The 15,368-nt window shown below is 30.0% G+C and carries 14 protein-coding genes; all 14 read right to left on the reverse strand.

Going from position 1 to position 15,368, the window contains the following annotated elements; genetic code table 11:
* Window positions 1–33: 33 nt before the first annotated feature.
* The gene (locus N4270_RS15770) at window positions 34–495 is read right to left on the reverse strand and encodes a hypothetical protein (RefSeq protein ID WP_260098315.1); all 462 of its coding nucleotides are present in this window, start codon (window positions 493–495) and stop codon (window positions 34–36) included.
* 189 nt (window positions 496–684) lie between these two features.
* Window positions 685–1,032, reverse strand: coding sequence for a hypothetical protein (locus N4270_RS15775; RefSeq protein ID WP_260098316.1), 348 nt, complete (start codon window positions 1,030–1,032; stop codon window positions 685–687).
* Between the two features lie 165 nt (window positions 1,033–1,197).
* Window positions 1,198–2,082 (reverse strand): AraC family transcriptional regulator, encoded by an 885-nt coding sequence (locus tag N4270_RS15780; RefSeq protein WP_260098317.1) that lies wholly within the window; start codon window positions 2,080–2,082, stop codon window positions 1,198–1,200.
* 11 nt (window positions 2,083–2,093) lie between these two features.
* Window positions 2,094–2,513 carry a nuclear transport factor 2 family protein gene (locus tag N4270_RS15785; protein ID WP_260098318.1) on the reverse strand — a complete coding sequence of 140 codons (420 nt, stop codon included), beginning with the start codon at window positions 2,511–2,513 and terminating at the stop codon, window positions 2,094–2,096.
* Window positions 2,514–2,577: 64 nt separating this feature from the next.
* Entirely contained in the window at window positions 2,578–3,123 is a 546-nt protein-coding gene (locus tag N4270_RS15790; protein WP_260098319.1) for a carboxymuconolactone decarboxylase family protein, read from the reverse strand.
* A 309-nt stretch (window positions 3,124–3,432) separates the two neighbouring features.
* Complete coding sequence (locus N4270_RS15795) at window positions 3,433–4,362, reverse strand: hypothetical protein (RefSeq protein ID WP_260098320.1); 930 nt, start codon at window positions 4,360–4,362, stop codon at window positions 3,433–3,435.
* 198 nt (window positions 4,363–4,560) lie between these two features.
* Entirely contained in the window at window positions 4,561–5,184 is a 624-nt protein-coding gene (locus N4270_RS15800; RefSeq protein ID WP_260098321.1) for an FMN-dependent NADH-azoreductase, read from the reverse strand.
* 66 nt (window positions 5,185–5,250) lie between these two features.
* Entirely contained in the window at window positions 5,251–5,832 is a 582-nt protein-coding gene (locus N4270_RS15805; protein ID WP_260098322.1) for a Crp/Fnr family transcriptional regulator, read from the reverse strand.
* Between the two features lie 148 nt (window positions 5,833–5,980).
* On the reverse strand, window positions 5,981–6,763 hold the full coding sequence (locus N4270_RS15810) for a hypothetical protein (protein ID WP_260098323.1): 783 nt from the start codon (window positions 6,761–6,763) through the stop codon (window positions 5,981–5,983).
* A complete protein-coding gene (locus tag N4270_RS15815; protein WP_260098324.1) occupies window positions 6,760–7,674 on the reverse strand; it encodes a toxin-antitoxin system YwqK family antitoxin in 915 nt (304 codons plus the stop codon). Before N4270_RS15815 ends, N4270_RS15810 begins: the two co-directional genes overlap by 4 nt.
* A gap of 42 nt (window positions 7,675–7,716) precedes the next feature.
* Window positions 7,717–8,940 carry a hypothetical protein gene (locus N4270_RS15820; RefSeq protein ID WP_260098325.1) on the reverse strand — a complete coding sequence of 408 codons (1,224 nt, stop codon included), beginning with the start codon at window positions 8,938–8,940 and terminating at the stop codon, window positions 7,717–7,719.
* 640 nt (window positions 8,941–9,580) lie between these two features.
* Window positions 9,581–13,144, reverse strand: coding sequence for a T9SS type A sorting domain-containing protein (locus tag N4270_RS15825; RefSeq protein ID WP_260098326.1), 3,564 nt, complete (start codon window positions 13,142–13,144; stop codon window positions 9,581–9,583).
* A gap of 36 nt (window positions 13,145–13,180) precedes the next feature.
* A complete protein-coding gene (locus N4270_RS15830) occupies window positions 13,181–13,942 on the reverse strand; it encodes a DUF6090 family protein (protein WP_260098327.1) in 762 nt (253 codons plus the stop codon).
* Window positions 13,943–14,154: 212 nt separating this feature from the next.
* Window positions 14,155–15,366 (reverse strand): leucine-rich repeat domain-containing protein, encoded by a 1,212-nt coding sequence (locus N4270_RS15835; RefSeq protein ID WP_260098328.1) that lies wholly within the window; start codon window positions 15,364–15,366, stop codon window positions 14,155–14,157.
* Between the last annotated feature and the right edge of the window lie 2 nt (window positions 15,367–15,368).

The following is a 15,368-nucleotide window of genomic DNA, read 5'->3' on the forward strand; positions in this document are numbered from 1 at the left end:
GTGCTCGATTTCAAACTTTCAGTAACAGCAATTTTATTCAGCTGCTTTTAAATCTAGGTTTTTGGTTTTACTTAGTTCTAATTTTTGAACAGCTAATTTTAGATCTTTTATTTGTCCGTAAAGATTATTCCAAGGTTCAGCATTTATCTGAAAAGTTTCTGTGTTTTTTCCTAGAGCATTTTTATACTTAATAACAAAACCTCTAAAAAAATCCAATTCGATAATTTCATTGATGTTTAGGGATAGTTCTTTTTTTCCGCCAAATAGCGAATAACTTTTGATGTTTATATCGTCCCGATTTATTACAATTTCAAGTAAGATTTTCTTTTCCCTAACCATTAGATACGTTGGGTAAACTAAATAGATGAGCCAAGCATACCATTCAATTGGCTTAAATGTATTTATAAAATATAGTAATAATCCTCCAATTATAAAATTTCCAATTAAACTCCAGAATAATGATAATTTAAGATTCTTAATTAAGTGGTCATTCATTTTGCTATGAGTGAGTTTTGATGCTTGTAAACGAATTTGTGTATGGTTTCGTTACTTACAAATACGCAATAATTCTTTGTGATGCAATATAATAAAAGTAAAGAAGGAACATCATCTTAACCAACTTGCATAGCATTAATTATATGCGTTGTTGTGCAAGGTTTTAATTTTAAAGTCTGAATAGTTTGATTATTGTTTGACTATAGTCGTCACAGAGAATTTATTTTTTGAAAATGTTGTGTCAATTACAAAACTTACCTTATCAGCTGTAAATTCTGGATTATTATTTTTACGTACCAATTTCACAATCCGTTTTCTCTCTTTAATAAAAGTTGATTCTTTTATGGATTGTCCCTTTTTAAATTTCGTTTTATCCATATGAGTGTACAATAAATCTTTAATACTACTATCCGTAACATTATAATCAACCATATCTAATTTATAATCAATTGCAGTAACGCTTGCCTGCTTTGAGGTACTACAGTTAATGAAGCAAGTGATGGATAATAGTGCAAAAATTAATTTAAGAGTTTTCATATGTTTTGAATTTAAGTTTTTATAGTTTCAGGATTCCTAGTATTGGCTGGAACTAAGTTAGCAAAAATGAAAGGAACAATTAGGAAAACCCGATAGGATTTTCCGAGTACACACAGAACCATCAACTAGTTATACACCTTGTTGTGCGTTAGTTTTACTCTCTTTTCAACTAGCAGATGCCCTATCAAAGCCAACGGTTTCTCTATATAGCTGTGGTGAAATTTCAACATTTTTTTTAAAAAACCTACTAAAATAGTATTCGTCATTATAGCCTAACTCAAAAGCAATTTCTTTAATTGTTTTATTGGTTAAATACAATTCTCTTTTGGCTTCTATAATGATACGTTCTGATATTAAATTGGTTAATGTTTTATTGTAATGGGTTTTGGTAAGTTTTGTTAATGCTTTTGGTGTAATTGCTAGCATATTGGCATATTCACTAGCAGAATGCACTGTTTTGTAATGTTTTTCAATATAATTTTTTAAATTCTGTAAAATGAAGGGTTCTTCGTTATTGGTGTTTGTTTTTATTTCAATGGTCTGCTGTTCTGTTTTTAATCTTGATCCGGTTATTAAAAATATTTTTAAATAGGATATTAATAACTCATATTGAGCTAAAGCAGACTTTCTCATTTCGTCTTTGAACAGCTCTATTATCATTTCAAAACTTGCTGCAGCTTTGCCTTCAACTTGAACTATAGGTGGGTTGTAAATATTGTTAAATAATACACCCTGACAAGCAACCTCTTTGTGATGTTTATGAATACAAAAAAAGTCGGGATGAAAATGAATTACCACACCACTTATGTTTGCTTTAGTGCAAAGCATAAATGGTTGGTAAGGTGAAAAGGACAACAACATATTTTCATTAAAATCGTATTCAGAAAAATCAGCTTTTAAGATACCATTCCCTTTTTGGATCCAAATGAGTGAGTAATAATTTAGTCTCTGGATATGGTCAAAAGGATTATCTTTTTCTAAATGATATATTTTAAATGCTAGATTACCCGTTTGCGGATTAATAAGTGTGAAGTTGTTGTTTTGTATCATTATTCAACATTTTACATGAGTTTTCTTTCGCTTTCTTCAATTTTTAAATCGTTTATACTAGCGTAACGTTTTTTCATGAGTCCATTTTCATTAAATTCCCAAAGTTCATTGCCATAAGCTCTGTGCCATTGGTCGTTTTTATCTTGAAATTCATACTCAAATCTAACAGCCATTCTATTTTCTCTAAAACCCCATAGTTCTTTTTTTAGTTTATAATGTTTTTCGTTTTCCCATTTCTTAGTTAAAAATGCAATAATTTCTTCTCTTCCGTTAATAAATTGTGTTCTATTTCTCCATTCAGAATCTATGGTGTATGCGTTTGAGACTTGTATGGGGTTTTTGGAATTCCATGCATCTTCTGCTTTTTGAACTTTTTCAAGTGCAGATTCTAAATTAAATGGGGGAAGCGGATATTTTTTTTCTTGATTCATATCTTAATTAGTTTAAAAGTTATAAATAAAGGAAATATGACAGCCCATATTTCCTTTATTTGCTTTAAATGGTTACAGCTAAAGGGAAATCTACAGGCACTTTAGTGAGATTGTGTAAATAATTCATAGCTGTTTTATCACTCACTTGAAGTATTACATCCACAAGATTTTCTTTAGTATATCCTTGAGCAAAAAAGTCCTCTACATTTTCATTTTTAGCTTTACCTCTGTTTTGAGTGATATCTGCTGCCAATTTTACTAATGCATTTAATTTAGGATTTTCACTTCTTCCTTTTCTTATATCTAATAATTGTTCATCATTAAAGCCATTCATTTTTCCTAATACTACATGTGCACTTTGACAATAAACACATTCATTTACCTGACTTACAATAAGGTTTACGGCTTCTTTCTCCTTGTTGTTTAATGAGGTTTTTGCATTTTGATAGTCTAAAAATCGTTTTAAGCCATTGTCTGAATACCCTATTGTTGCATAAAGATTAGGCACAAATCCTAATGCTTTATTTAAATTGTCAAAAATCTCTTGATTGGTTTGAGATACTTCATCTCTTGTTGGAACGTTAAATTCTGTTTTAGATAAATTTTCCATTTTTTTATTCTTTAAAATTGCTTGTCAATATTGACAATACAAAGTTGATGAAGAATGAAATAGTGTAAAATGGATAATTCTCGTTTATAGATGGACGATTTTCTTAAATACGATTTAATTGTGATTTATGTTAAACATTTCTCTTGTTATTAATTGGGTTTTCTTATACAGGGAATGATATATAACGTGTGGGTGATTAATTGCGTTAGGAAAAACTGAGTTAGTAAATAGAAAACGAACCAGAGGAATATCAGCGAGCATTTTCCGAGTACACACGAAGCAAAGCATGGATTATACCTGGTGTTAGGATTAGTTTTTTATCCACTCAATTGAACTTTTCGACATTTTTTTATAGTCGTGACCTATATTTTTCACAGTATCTATTTCCCAATTAAACTTCCAATTATTTTTATTCTTCAATTCCTTATTCGCGTTAAAAAAGGTGGTTCCACGTTCTAATCTATGTGCTCCTTGTTTCATAGCCAATTCCGTTGTTCTGAAAGTTCCTAAACTAGGGTCATTGTCTAATTCTCCTAATAAAATTATCAATCTTTTATTGAAAGACTTTTGTAAATCTATTTCTGTGTTTTGAATGCCATAGGGAAATTCAAGATCCTTATTCGGTAAACTATAAAATCCAGAATTAGCTGCGATAGCTGTTCCAATTCTGGATTCAGGCATTAGCATTACCATCCTATGTACAAATTGTCCGCCAGCCGAATGTCCAAATATATCATATTGTTCGTTTGTAATACTGTTAACCGATTTGATATGGTCAAAAATATTTTCTACGATCGTATATGCCCACTCGCTTTTTGGGTTTTTAGTGCCAAAAAAAGTAAATAAATTTCCCTCTTGGTAATCATTGGTAGTATATTTCGAAAATTTATTCTCGAATTCTGGTGCGACTATTAACAAATTATTTTTGTCTGCTAATTCTACCCAAGCATTTAAATAGTCTTCTGCATTTCGTCCTCCGCCGTGCATAACAAAAACTATTTGGTCTTTGTCATTCCAATTTTCAGGTTTGTAAGTCCATACCCTAATCGTTTTTCTCTCACTACTTTTATAAGCGTTAATTACAAAAGAGTCAATACCCTTATCGATTTTTTTAATTGGCGTAATTTCAGGTCCTTTTGGTAGTACATATAGGTAAACGTAGCCTGTAACTGAAAGAAGTAAGAGGATTGAGAAGGTATATATAATTCCCTTTTTTAAAATTCTTAAAGCCTTATTCATTTAGTTAAATATTTATGATTGCTCAAATCTAAATCTATTTGGTAATTTACAGAATTTTTTATTTCCGAACTGTATTTTTTCAAGGACGAAGTGTTAATCAAATTAATTTTAATGTGTTTATGTGGCTATTTGTGGTGTTATGTTTAAGTTAACACAACAAGCCAAACCGTGAATTATATATGGTATTTGCAACAGTTTTTAAATCTGTTTAATCTTTTGATAGATTTTCTTTTTAGATTTTTCAAATAGGTCTCCACCAAACTCTTCATTGTCTAATGAGATTATCGAAATATCTTCTATACCCATAATCCCAAAAACGAATTTTAAGTAAGTTGTTTGGTAATTCATATGTTCGTTTTTCTCATTTTCTCCATAACCTGTGTCGCCACGACTTGACAGAATGAACATTTTTTTGTGTTCAAGAAGTCCAACATAATCTCCATCTGGTTGGCCTGAACGGAATTTCCAAGTTTCGTTAATTCTCATAAGTTGATCGATGTAAGATTTTAGTCCGCTTGGAATAGACCAATTGTACATTGGTGTTCCTAAAACATAAATATTATGTTCTTTAAACTCTTTAATCAATTCGTTACTAAACTCAACACCCAATTGATTTTCTTCTGTTCTTTCACTCGGTTTGATAAATGCACTTGCAATCCATTTTTCATCTATAGGTGGGATTTCAGTGAGTCCGACTTCTCTATAAGAAAAAGTGTCTTTTGGGTTTTTGTTTTTCCAGTTTTCTACAAAAAGGTGCGTTAGTTTTCTACTGTGCGATTTTTCATTTCTGACACTTGCATTAATAATAAGTACTTTGTTCATTTTTTTCTAATTTTTGAATAATGAAGCAAAGTTCTATAATGAGAATAAGAAAAATATTGACCTAGTTTAAGATAGGTTATATTTTTTGCGAATTCTGCTCAAAAATTCTGGGGTAATCCCTAGGTAAGAAGCGATTAAATATTGAGGTACTTTATTTGCAATTTCTGAGTAATTTTCAATGAAGCTGAAATAACGTTGTTCGGCGTCCAAGGTGTTATTTGTGATTAACCTTTTTTGTAAACTACCAAGATAATTTTCAAGAATAATTCTAAAAAAGCGCTCTAGCTTTGGGATTTTAATTAACATTTTTTGAAAGGAGTGGTAGTTAATTTGTAGTAGTTCAGTTGTTTCAATTGCTTGAATATTATAGATAGAAGCCTTTTGTTTTTGAAAACTTTCAATATCAGTTGCCCACCAATTTTCAATTGCAAAATATAGAATCTCTTCCTTTCCTGTTTGGGGGTTAATGTAAAACGCTTTTAACACCCCATTAGTAACAAAATTGTCAGTTCTGCAAATTTCACCATTTCTCAAAAGATAATCTCCTTTTTCAAGGATTTTCTTAGTCCAGAAATCTTCAATTACATTTTCTTCTTCAGAACTTAATTTAATGTGTTTTGAAATGGAATTGATTAGTTGTTCTTTCATTCAAATTGTTGTCGATGTAAGGTGTATGACTAGTTATATAGGCTGGAACTAAGTTAACAAAAGAAAAATGAACAGAGGAAAATTCGCTAAGGTTTTCCGAGTGCACACAAATCAGGCAATTGGTTAAACACGCTGTTGTGAGTTTTTATCAATTGGATGGTTTGTTCGTTTTCAATACATTAGTTAAATCCAATTGAAGGTTTTTATTGGTTTTTAATAGATCTTCCAATGCTGTTTTTGCCCAAGATGTTCTTATACCTAAATCGAACAACATTTGTTCTAATTCCACCGTTCCATATTGTTCTTTAAGTTTTGAATAAGAGAACACATTCTTTTCTCTAAGCTCATAATAGCTTAATTGGTGATTATTGAATAATTCTTTCGCATCATTGATTCCATGTTTTGCTAAATAGGGTTTTAAATGTTCTTCTTTAAATTCCGCCATCATATTAAATGCGTCCTTTACGTGTTGCTCTTCTCTAAAATAGTGGTCAATATTATCTAAAATCTGAGGCATTTTGATGTCTTTGGTTAAGTGAGAGTAATTTACCGTTAGAATCAGATCAAATATTCTCGCAGCTCTAATGGTACTGAATTCAGTTATAGAATCGTTGGTTGAAAATCTCTGGGTTTCTTGATAAATATTATTAAGAATTTCTTGATCTTTATTATAGTACACAATGTGTTCATTTATTCGATTTTCATCTATTTGCAAATCCACTAGAATACGACCATATAATTCTTTCTCAAATATTTTAGCTTTCCTTTCCTCATTCCAATTATTAATCTGCAAAGCAATGAGAATACCAATGACCACGAGTATAACTTCTCCAATCGCGTACTTTAAATACCTGCCTGTCCGGCTGGCAGGCTTTCCAGTTTTTCCTTCTGAGAGTAAGTTCTGCCTAATCTTTCTAAAGAATTTTATCATTGGTTCTGAATAACACCATTTACAACTTCTATTTTACCATCCAACTTGCCTTCACTATCATAATAAATAAGCGTACCATTACCATCTTTAAAATCGCCATAATCTAATTCGTTTCCGTTATTATCATTATAACTAATAATGTTCATTAACTTATTATTTTCCCATAAAACTACTTTAAACAATACACCATTTTTATAATATACCGTTTCCTTACCATCCATTAGTCCATTTGAGTAATTGACTATTCTACCCAATTGATGGTTTGGGTAATAGCTTTTCCAAACGCCTACTTGTTTGCTATCTGTATTGGTATGTCCTTCGGATTCAATTTGGCCGTTTTCATAATAAAATTTCCAATAATCAAGATCATTACTTATTTGGTATTCACGTTGAATTTTACCTGTATTTACATTATATTCTTTCATCCAAGTCACCTTGGCTCCATCATAATTCTGTATAGTGAATAACTGACCATTTTCATCGTAGCTCTTCCATTCTCCATGCATTTGATGCCCATAAATGTCATGAAAAGAATAGCTTCCCATAGCTTTAAGTTTACCGTTTTCGTGATAAAACTTCCAAACACCATCTTTTTTTGACGTTAATGATGTGATTGTCCATTTTCCTTCAGATTCTATTTGACCGTTCTCATAATAATACTTCCAGAAATCAGTACGTCGCCCTTTTTTATAGGATCCAATACTTTTAAGTTTGCCATTTTCATAATAAAATTTCCATTCTCCTTCCGCAGGAGGTGGCTGATTTGGGTTTAAGGTAATAGGAGCATTAGGGTTTTTTCCTTTACCAATGGATTTTAATTGACCATTGTCGTAATATTCTTTTTGTACTTCTTGAGCATATGTATTTACAAAAATGATACAAATGATTAATAACTGGATTGTTTTTTTCATACTGATGTGTTTGAAATATGTTAAATGATGTTAGATGTCACTTTACTCTAAAATTGATTTTAGATTATTAATAGTAGCCAATAAATCTTCGTTAGGTTTCAATTTATAAGCTTTCTCAAGTGACTTAAGCGCTTGTTTACAAATATTTTTTCTTTGACTTTTTAATTCTTCATATCTTGCATTGTCCGCACTAGAGGAGCCTAAACTATTTATTTCTTTCATAATTAAAGTTTCATTATCTAAATACAATAAACCTAGATTTAAGCATGCACTAAAGTGATTTTTATCGCAAAGTTTATTGTATAATTGAGTAGCATAATCTAAATCAATATCAGTTCCCATCCCTGTATGGTACATAACAGCAAGGTTATACTGAGCATCTAAATTTCCATTTTTAGCAGCTTCTTTTAAATGAACGATGGCTTTGGTATATTGTTCTTTTTCTAAATACGAAACTGCTTTTTTTAAATGAATAGTCTCTAATGCTTTACAAGTTCTTGAAATGTTTTTATTGCAAAGTTCCTCGTATAATTTGATTGCTAAATCTAAATTCTTCTCAACACCTTGCCCATCTTCATACATCATCGCAAGGAATTGCTTTGCTATTAAATCGCCATCTTTTGCAGCTTCATTAAAATGTGTAAATGCATTTTTATAATCTTTATTGTCATAATAAAGCACTGAGGCTAGTTCTAAATCATATGATCTTTCATTACCATTTTCATCATAATATCTACAAGTTTCTAAATCTAGTTGTCCGTTATGGTGGTAGCATTTTCTTTTTAAATTTCCTGAGTCGTAATAAAATTCTTCTATTCCATCTTTGTTGCCATCTATTAAATTAGTCTTAGATATCATTACCTCATTTTCATTATACTCCTTCCAAAGCCCATTTAATACTATGAATTTTTCTTTGAGGTATTCAAACCCAATAAAATACTGGTAAGGTTCATCATCCGTTTCGCTAACCCTGAAGGTTCGTAAAAAAAAGTCTACAACATAATGATCACCAATAAATACTAATTGTCCTTTCCTGTCAAAATATTTAGTTATGGGTTCTCCAGTGCCATCACCATAATCTGCTAAAGCACTAGAACCATCTTTTGAATAATATTTCCAAATCCCAACTTCTTTGTTATTTTTAACTTCACCTTCTCCAGTAATTCTTCCAGATAGGTTATCTTTTTCAACAGCCATTCCGCTTTTTTGTGCAAATAAATTTGAACACATTGTGATGATTACAACTACTAATACTATTTTTTTCATAATTAATTTATTTGTAAATATTCAGGCTTATCTTTTTTTAAATTGTAATTAGACATTTTATGTGTGCTCTAGATTTATACATTTTATCAGATTTGCTATAATCTTTTTATGAATGTATAATTAATCCTTTTGGAGCTCTATTATATTTTAAGGCTTGACATTTATACTTGCTTTTGGGTAATAAAAATACCCTTAGTAGAAATAAATTTATTTAAGCCTAAACTGTTATTAGTTTTAACTCTATATCTAATGGTACTATTAGATTTACTAAACCTCTTATCAATCTTACTACAATTAACTTCTTGACCTGTTCTGCTAAGTGAGAAACCAAATACGACTAGCAGCCCTAATACGACTTGTTTCTTAAGATTAATTTCTCCAAAGGGGTATTGAAAATACGTCCCTGTTTTTTTATGAAATTGGGTTTAGACGAATTTTAAATAGAATTTTTTAATTGGTTTAGCGGCTGGCCATAATGAAGGCTAACGTGTTGTTTATGATGTTGTTGTATTGGTTTGGTCTAAGGTAGTAAAACAAATCGAATCAAAGGAATATTCCGCAGAAATTTTCCGAGCACACACGAACCGAACAATAAATTATACAGGTTATTGCCAACTGTGCTTTATTTCAATTAGTTTTTCTATCGTTTTATTATTTTTTTCCATTCAACTGAGTTATGAATGTCTTTTAATTCAATAATATAAATTCCAGATTCAAAATTTGATAGATCTATAGAGTCTGAATGAGTACATAAATACATAAGTTGACCTATACTATTATATACTTTTACAATACTAATTGGCAGATTAGATGTAATTGATAAAAGACCATGTGTTGGATTTGGATACAATTTAAAAATTGATTGCGTATTATCTTGAATAGAAAGCTCATCATCAATTATCTCAGTGGAAACAGTATTTGTAATTATCGGTGGATTAAAATCAAAATATATTTCAGCAGTATTGAAAATAATATTACCAACAATAACATCATTCTTAGGCTTTATTTTATACGCTACAAAACCATGAGAATTAAGTTCGTCATTAGTGCTGTCTGGTAAATTAATGTCATCAAAAATAAAATTTATTTCACTGCCATTTGTGATTTCTACTCTGCCTGTATGACTTAAACTCTCAAGTTGCATAGTTGTCCAATCCAATTTTTGATCTAATGTATTGCTAACTCTGACATTTATAGCACTAGCGGTTCCGGTATTTTGAAATCGAATTACATAATGCAAATATTTGTCAACATCTTCAAATAGTATTTCGTCTCCTTCTAAAACTGTAATGTCATTTGGGTCGTAAGAGCCAATAACAGTTTGTTCAAAAGAAAATACGTTATCGTTTTCAGTCGCATCATTGGTAATAGGGTTAATTGTAGCTGTAAAAGCTAAGATATCATCAATATTTGTTGTAGGTGGAGTAAGTATATTAAAATCTAGATTAATAGTTCTAGTTTCAAACGGATTTAAATCTGAAAAATCAAATGTAACTATTCCAGCAGACTGTGAATTTATAGATTCACTAGCTCCTAAAAAATTCATTTTAGAACTGTCAAATTGAAAAGTTATAGAACCAGTCAATTGTTCTGTACCAATATTTTTATAAACTATTTGATAGGATGTATCAAAACCTGGTCTTGGATCATCTAAATCTGGAATGATACTAATATTTAAATCGTTAATAATTTGGATAGGTTCTAAGCAGAAATCTCCTATAAATGAATCATTTGTGTTTGTGAAAGTCACAGCGTAAAAATCAGGATTAGATTGGTAATTATTTTCAATTGGCGAAATAATTGAGACATCATATTCACCACTAACAACATTTATAAGGTAACTGCCATTTTCTTGTGTAAATGAAGCAAAACTTTCATTAAGCTTTTCTGCTATAACTAAAACGTTAGGGATTTCTAGATCATTATCGTCACAACCGTTAGAATTTAAATCAAGTTTTATAGTACCAGTAATTTGATTGACAATGCCTAAATTTTCATGAATGATTATCTTATCAGAACCTGAAGAAATAACATCCATATCTCCATCATTATCAATATCTATGGTAAATACTGATTTTGCAAATTCTACATCTAATGAGATGATTTTTTGAGAACTAAAACTTCCTAGTCCGTTTTGATTTTCATACCAAGCTATTTTTCCATCTCCTTCTGATGCAGAAATAACATCCATATCACCATCATTATCTAAATCACCAGCAGTTACTGCTCTAGCTCCATCTGCATTAGTAGAAATAATTTGTTCTACACCAAAATTACCCAGTCCATCTAAATTTTCATACCAAGCTATTTTATCATCAATATCTGATGCAGACAAAACATCCTCATCTCCATCACCATCTATATCGGCAGAATAGACAGAATATGCAGAATTAGCAGTTAAAGTTATAATCTTTTCGTTAGAGAAATTCCCTAAACCATCTAAGTTTTCGTACCATGCTATTTTATCTTGAAATGAAATAGCAGATAGAATATCCATGTCTCCATCATTATCTATATCTGAAGCATAAACTGAACGAGCAGAAAGAGCATTATCAGTTATTGTATTTGCTGAAGAGAAAGCTCCTACGCCATTTAGGTTTTTATACCATACTATTTCATTATTATTATTTGAAGCAACAACGATATCAATCAAATTATCACCATCAATATCAGCTGATAATAAACATGGTACTCCAGAAATGTCGTTAGCAATATCATTCTGAGTAGCTAAAAAACCAGGCCCTATATTTTCAAGCCAAAATGCATTATTTTCAATATTAGTTACGGCAAAGACATCAACAAAATCATCGTTATTAATGTCTGTGGGTAATACACTATAAATGTTATTATTAAACGTAGATACAAATTGTGGTGAAGGGTTATCAAAATCACCGCTAATATTTTTTATCCAGATCAGCTTATCATGATTAGGATTTGAATAGCCAGACAAAATATCTGTATTACCATCGTTATTAAAATCTGCTTGATGAACAGAGCCTACCTGACCATATCCAACATTTATTGTCAATTTAGGAAAATTAACTCCACTAGAATTATTATAAAACCAAACAACTTCACTCATTTGATTTTCAATACTAGAACCTGCTATTACATCAAAAACTCCATCATCATCAATATCTGCAACACTTATAGTTTTCACATCATCTGAGTTATCTGAAATAATATTTTGGTTACCAAAATTACCATTACTATCTAAGTTTTCATACCATGCTATTTTACCATCATCTTCTGATGCTGAAAGAATATCATTATCACCATCATTATCAAAGTCTGTTACAAATATTGAACGAATTCCATTAATTTCAGTCGTTATAATTTGACTCGATCCAAAATTCCCTAAGCCATCTAAATTTTCTAACCACACTAAACGATCTGAAAGTGTTGAAAATGTATAATATCCAACAATTAAATCCATATCTCCATCATTATCTAAATCAGAAGATGCGATAGACTCAGCCTTGTAAAATTCTAACTGATCTATTATGATTTCATCACTAAAATCCCCAAGTCCATTAAGATTTTCGTACCAAATTATCTTTTCTTCTGTAAATGAATTAGAAATTATATCCATATCTCCATCCATATCTAAATCTACTGATATTACTGAGTGAGGCTCTGCAGTAATTGATATAATTTGTTGGTTTCCAAAATCGCCTAAGCCATTTGTGTTTTCATACCAAGCAATTTTATCGTCATCTCTTGACGCTGAAACAATATCATAATCACCATCTCCGTCAATATCTGCGGATATTATACTTAATACATAATTCAAATCACTTGAAATCATTTGTCTATCGCCAAAATTTCCTAATCCGTCCATGTTTTCACACCAATATATTGTATTCTCAAAGGATGAAGCATAAACAACATCTTTATCACCATCATTATCAAAATCTTCTACAAAAACACTACTAGGCTGACTTGAGCCCGTCTCAATTTCAGCAATAACATTTAGTTTACTAAAATCGGTAGCAGCTTCAAGGTTTTCAAACCATCCTATTATATCATGTGTAGCGACTAATAAATCACTATCACCATCATTGTCAAAATCTACCGAAATAATTTGATGGACATCACCACTTATTTTGTCAGTATCTAAAATGGTATTATCCAAAAACCCAATTTGAGAATTACAAATAGTAAAGCAAAGACAAGCTAACAGTAAAGATAGTTTTAGTTTCATAAGTACATTTTAATTATACACGTTGTTGTGCGTTCGTTAGTTTTTGTCTTTCAGTTCAGATTCAATTAAATTCAATATATTATCTGTGTAATCTAACATTTTAACATACAAGTTTAATCGATTATTTTCAACACCCATTTTCATAAAGAGTGGGTGTAGAATATTTGGGTTATGATATAATTCTATTAATTTTTTATTCTGAAACTCAATATCATTTTTAAAAGCTTTGCTTAAGCCAAAAGATTGTCTAATTCTATTGTCTAAAAATAATCCTCCAATTGATTTAAATTCAATATGTAGTGTGTTTAGTAAATTCATAGATAATGTTTCATCTTCGAATCCTTGATTGATTTCCGCTGAAAATAAGGCTAATTTTGATTTAAGATTTTCACTTTTCAATATTTTTAAATCTCCACTTCCAATCAAAGCTTGATAACTTCCAACAATAGGTTCGGTTCTATAATAATTAAAAGCTCCATAGTAGATAAATCTACCAACAGAGTCTCTCTTATATTGCAAATCTTTTCTTTCTAAGCATTCTATAAGTGATTTACAACTATTAATTACAAACGTCTGTTTATCGATTACCTCTGAATATATTTTTTTGTTTTCAATAAAGTCTTTTTGCAGAGTTTTAAGTATTAATATTTCACTCTTTTTTTCTTTTTGTTTTTCATTCCAATTATTGATACTTAATGCAATTAAAATTCCAATGACCACTAGGATAATCTCTCCGATTGCATATTTAAAATACCTGCCTGTCCGGCTGGCAGGCTTTCCAGTTTTGTTTTTTTTCATGAGGTCGTATCTTATTTTTCTAAAGAATTTTATCATTGGTTAATTATAATGACGCATAACGTGATTATATATGGTTAGAAGTATTAGAGAACTAAGTTAGCAAAAAAGAAAGAAGAGTGCGGAAATTCGGTAGAATTTCCCGAACCATCATTAAACACTATTAACTATACACGTTGTTGTAAAACATTTAATATTTTTTAATAAAAAATCTTTCAAAAATCACACGAATCGCTAACGTTTATGTTATCGATTTCTAGTTCTTTTAAAACAGATTTTATTTTTTCTTCTTCTTTCTTATTGGTACAAATTTGCCTTAATTTCGGAAGATCGTAAAAATCTATATCTTTTGTGTAGCCCTTTATATTTAAGTGTTCTATGAGGTTGTTTTCTAATTTTAGAGCATCTATATTTGGAGAATTAGAAATATCCAAAGAAATTAAATTATTGTCATCACAATATAATTGTGTCAAGTAAACTAAACCAGATGTATTCAATGTTTTTAGATTATTCCCTCCACATCTTAATACTTCAATTTCCAGATTGTTAGAAAGATTTAACTCTGTTAACATATTAGAACCACATTTTAAAACATTTAGGCTAACTAAATCATCTAAGTTTATTGATTTTAATTGATTTGTGAAACAAACTAAAGATTTTAATTGAGACAAATTAGATACGTTTAAATATTGTAACTCATTAAAAGCGCACTCCAGTTCAATAAGCTTAGTGCACTTCGAAAAATCTAATGAAGTTATATTATTTGATTTACAACTGAACTCAGTCATGTGAATCATTTTAGATACATCTAAGGTTTTTAGTTCATTACGAACACAATTTAACTTTTCTACATTAATTAATTTGGATTCGTCTAAGTCAGTTAATTTGTTTGCCGCACAATTTAATTCTATAATGCTATTAGATTTAGGTAAATTCAGAAACTCCAACTCATTATCTGTACAATTTAAATACTTTAGGTTCTCTAAATTTGATACATCAAGTTTTTTCAATTTATTATACCCACAACCTAAGTATTCGAGACTAGTTATATGGTTAATTTCTAATGAAGCTATATCATTACCTAAACACTGAAGAACTGATAAATTTACTAGCTTACTTACATCCAGAGAAGTTAATTTATTTCTCATACATTCTAAGTAAATCAGATTTTTGAAACTATTTATTCCTTCTAAGGAACTAATATTGGCTTCAAACAATTCTAAATATCCTACTTTTTCGGCTTCACTTATTTGGATTTCGCCATCGTTGTTTGCATCTATATCTAATGAATTTCCATTTAAATCTTTGGCACTTGTATAACCGGTTTTTAGTAATTCTTTTTTGAAGTTTGCATCAGGAATATGAACCGTTTGTGAGTACAGAGAAGTCGTTAGTACAAGAAAGATTACAATTTTAAAGTATTTCATTA

The sequence above is a fragment of the Psychroserpens sp. SPM9 genome, assembly GCF_025153525.1.
Taxonomy (GTDB): Bacteria; Bacteroidota; Bacteroidia; order Flavobacteriales; family Flavobacteriaceae; genus Psychroserpens.

What these genes read in the sequence shown, in the direction of transcription:
- N4270_RS15770 (WP_260098315.1), bottom strand. Translation starts at nt 495, where the DNA reads ATGAATGACCACTTAATTAAGAATCTTAAATTATCATTATTCTGGAGT.
- N4270_RS15775 (WP_260098316.1), bottom strand. Translation starts at nt 1,032, where the DNA reads ATGAAAACTCTTAAATTAATTTTTGCACTATTATCCATCACTTGCTTC.
- N4270_RS15780 (WP_260098317.1), bottom strand. Translation starts at nt 2,082, where the DNA reads ATGATACAAAACAACAACTTCACACTTATTAATCCGCAAACGGGTAAT.
- N4270_RS15785 (WP_260098318.1), bottom strand. Translation starts at nt 2,513, where the DNA reads ATGAATCAAGAAAAAAAATATCCGCTTCCCCCATTTAATTTAGAATCT.
- N4270_RS15790 (WP_260098319.1), bottom strand. Translation starts at nt 3,123, where the DNA reads ATGGAAAATTTATCTAAAACAGAATTTAACGTTCCAACAAGAGATGAA.
- N4270_RS15795 (WP_260098320.1), bottom strand. Translation starts at nt 4,362, where the DNA reads ATGAATAAGGCTTTAAGAATTTTAAAAAAGGGAATTATATATACCTTC.
- N4270_RS15800 (WP_260098321.1), bottom strand. Translation starts at nt 5,184, where the DNA reads ATGAACAAAGTACTTATTATTAATGCAAGTGTCAGAAATGAAAAATCG.
- N4270_RS15805 (WP_260098322.1), bottom strand. Translation starts at nt 5,832, where the DNA reads ATGAAAGAACAACTAATCAATTCCATTTCAAAACACATTAAATTAAGT.
- N4270_RS15810 (WP_260098323.1), bottom strand. Translation starts at nt 6,763, where the DNA reads ATGATAAAATTCTTTAGAAAGATTAGGCAGAACTTACTCTCAGAAGGA.
- N4270_RS15815 (WP_260098324.1), bottom strand. Translation starts at nt 7,674, where the DNA reads ATGAAAAAAACAATCCAGTTATTAATCATTTGTATCATTTTTGTAAAT.
- N4270_RS15820 (WP_260098325.1), bottom strand. Translation starts at nt 8,940, where the DNA reads ATGAAAAAAATAGTATTAGTAGTTGTAATCATCACAATGTGTTCAAAT.
- N4270_RS15825 (WP_260098326.1), bottom strand. Translation starts at nt 13,144, where the DNA reads ATGAAACTAAAACTATCTTTACTGTTAGCTTGTCTTTGCTTTACTATT.
- N4270_RS15830 (WP_260098327.1), bottom strand. Translation starts at nt 13,942, where the DNA reads ATGAAAAAAAACAAAACTGGAAAGCCTGCCAGCCGGACAGGCAGGTAT.
- N4270_RS15835 (WP_260098328.1), bottom strand. Translation starts at nt 15,366, where the DNA reads ATGAAATACTTTAAAATTGTAATCTTTCTTGTACTAACGACTTCTCTG.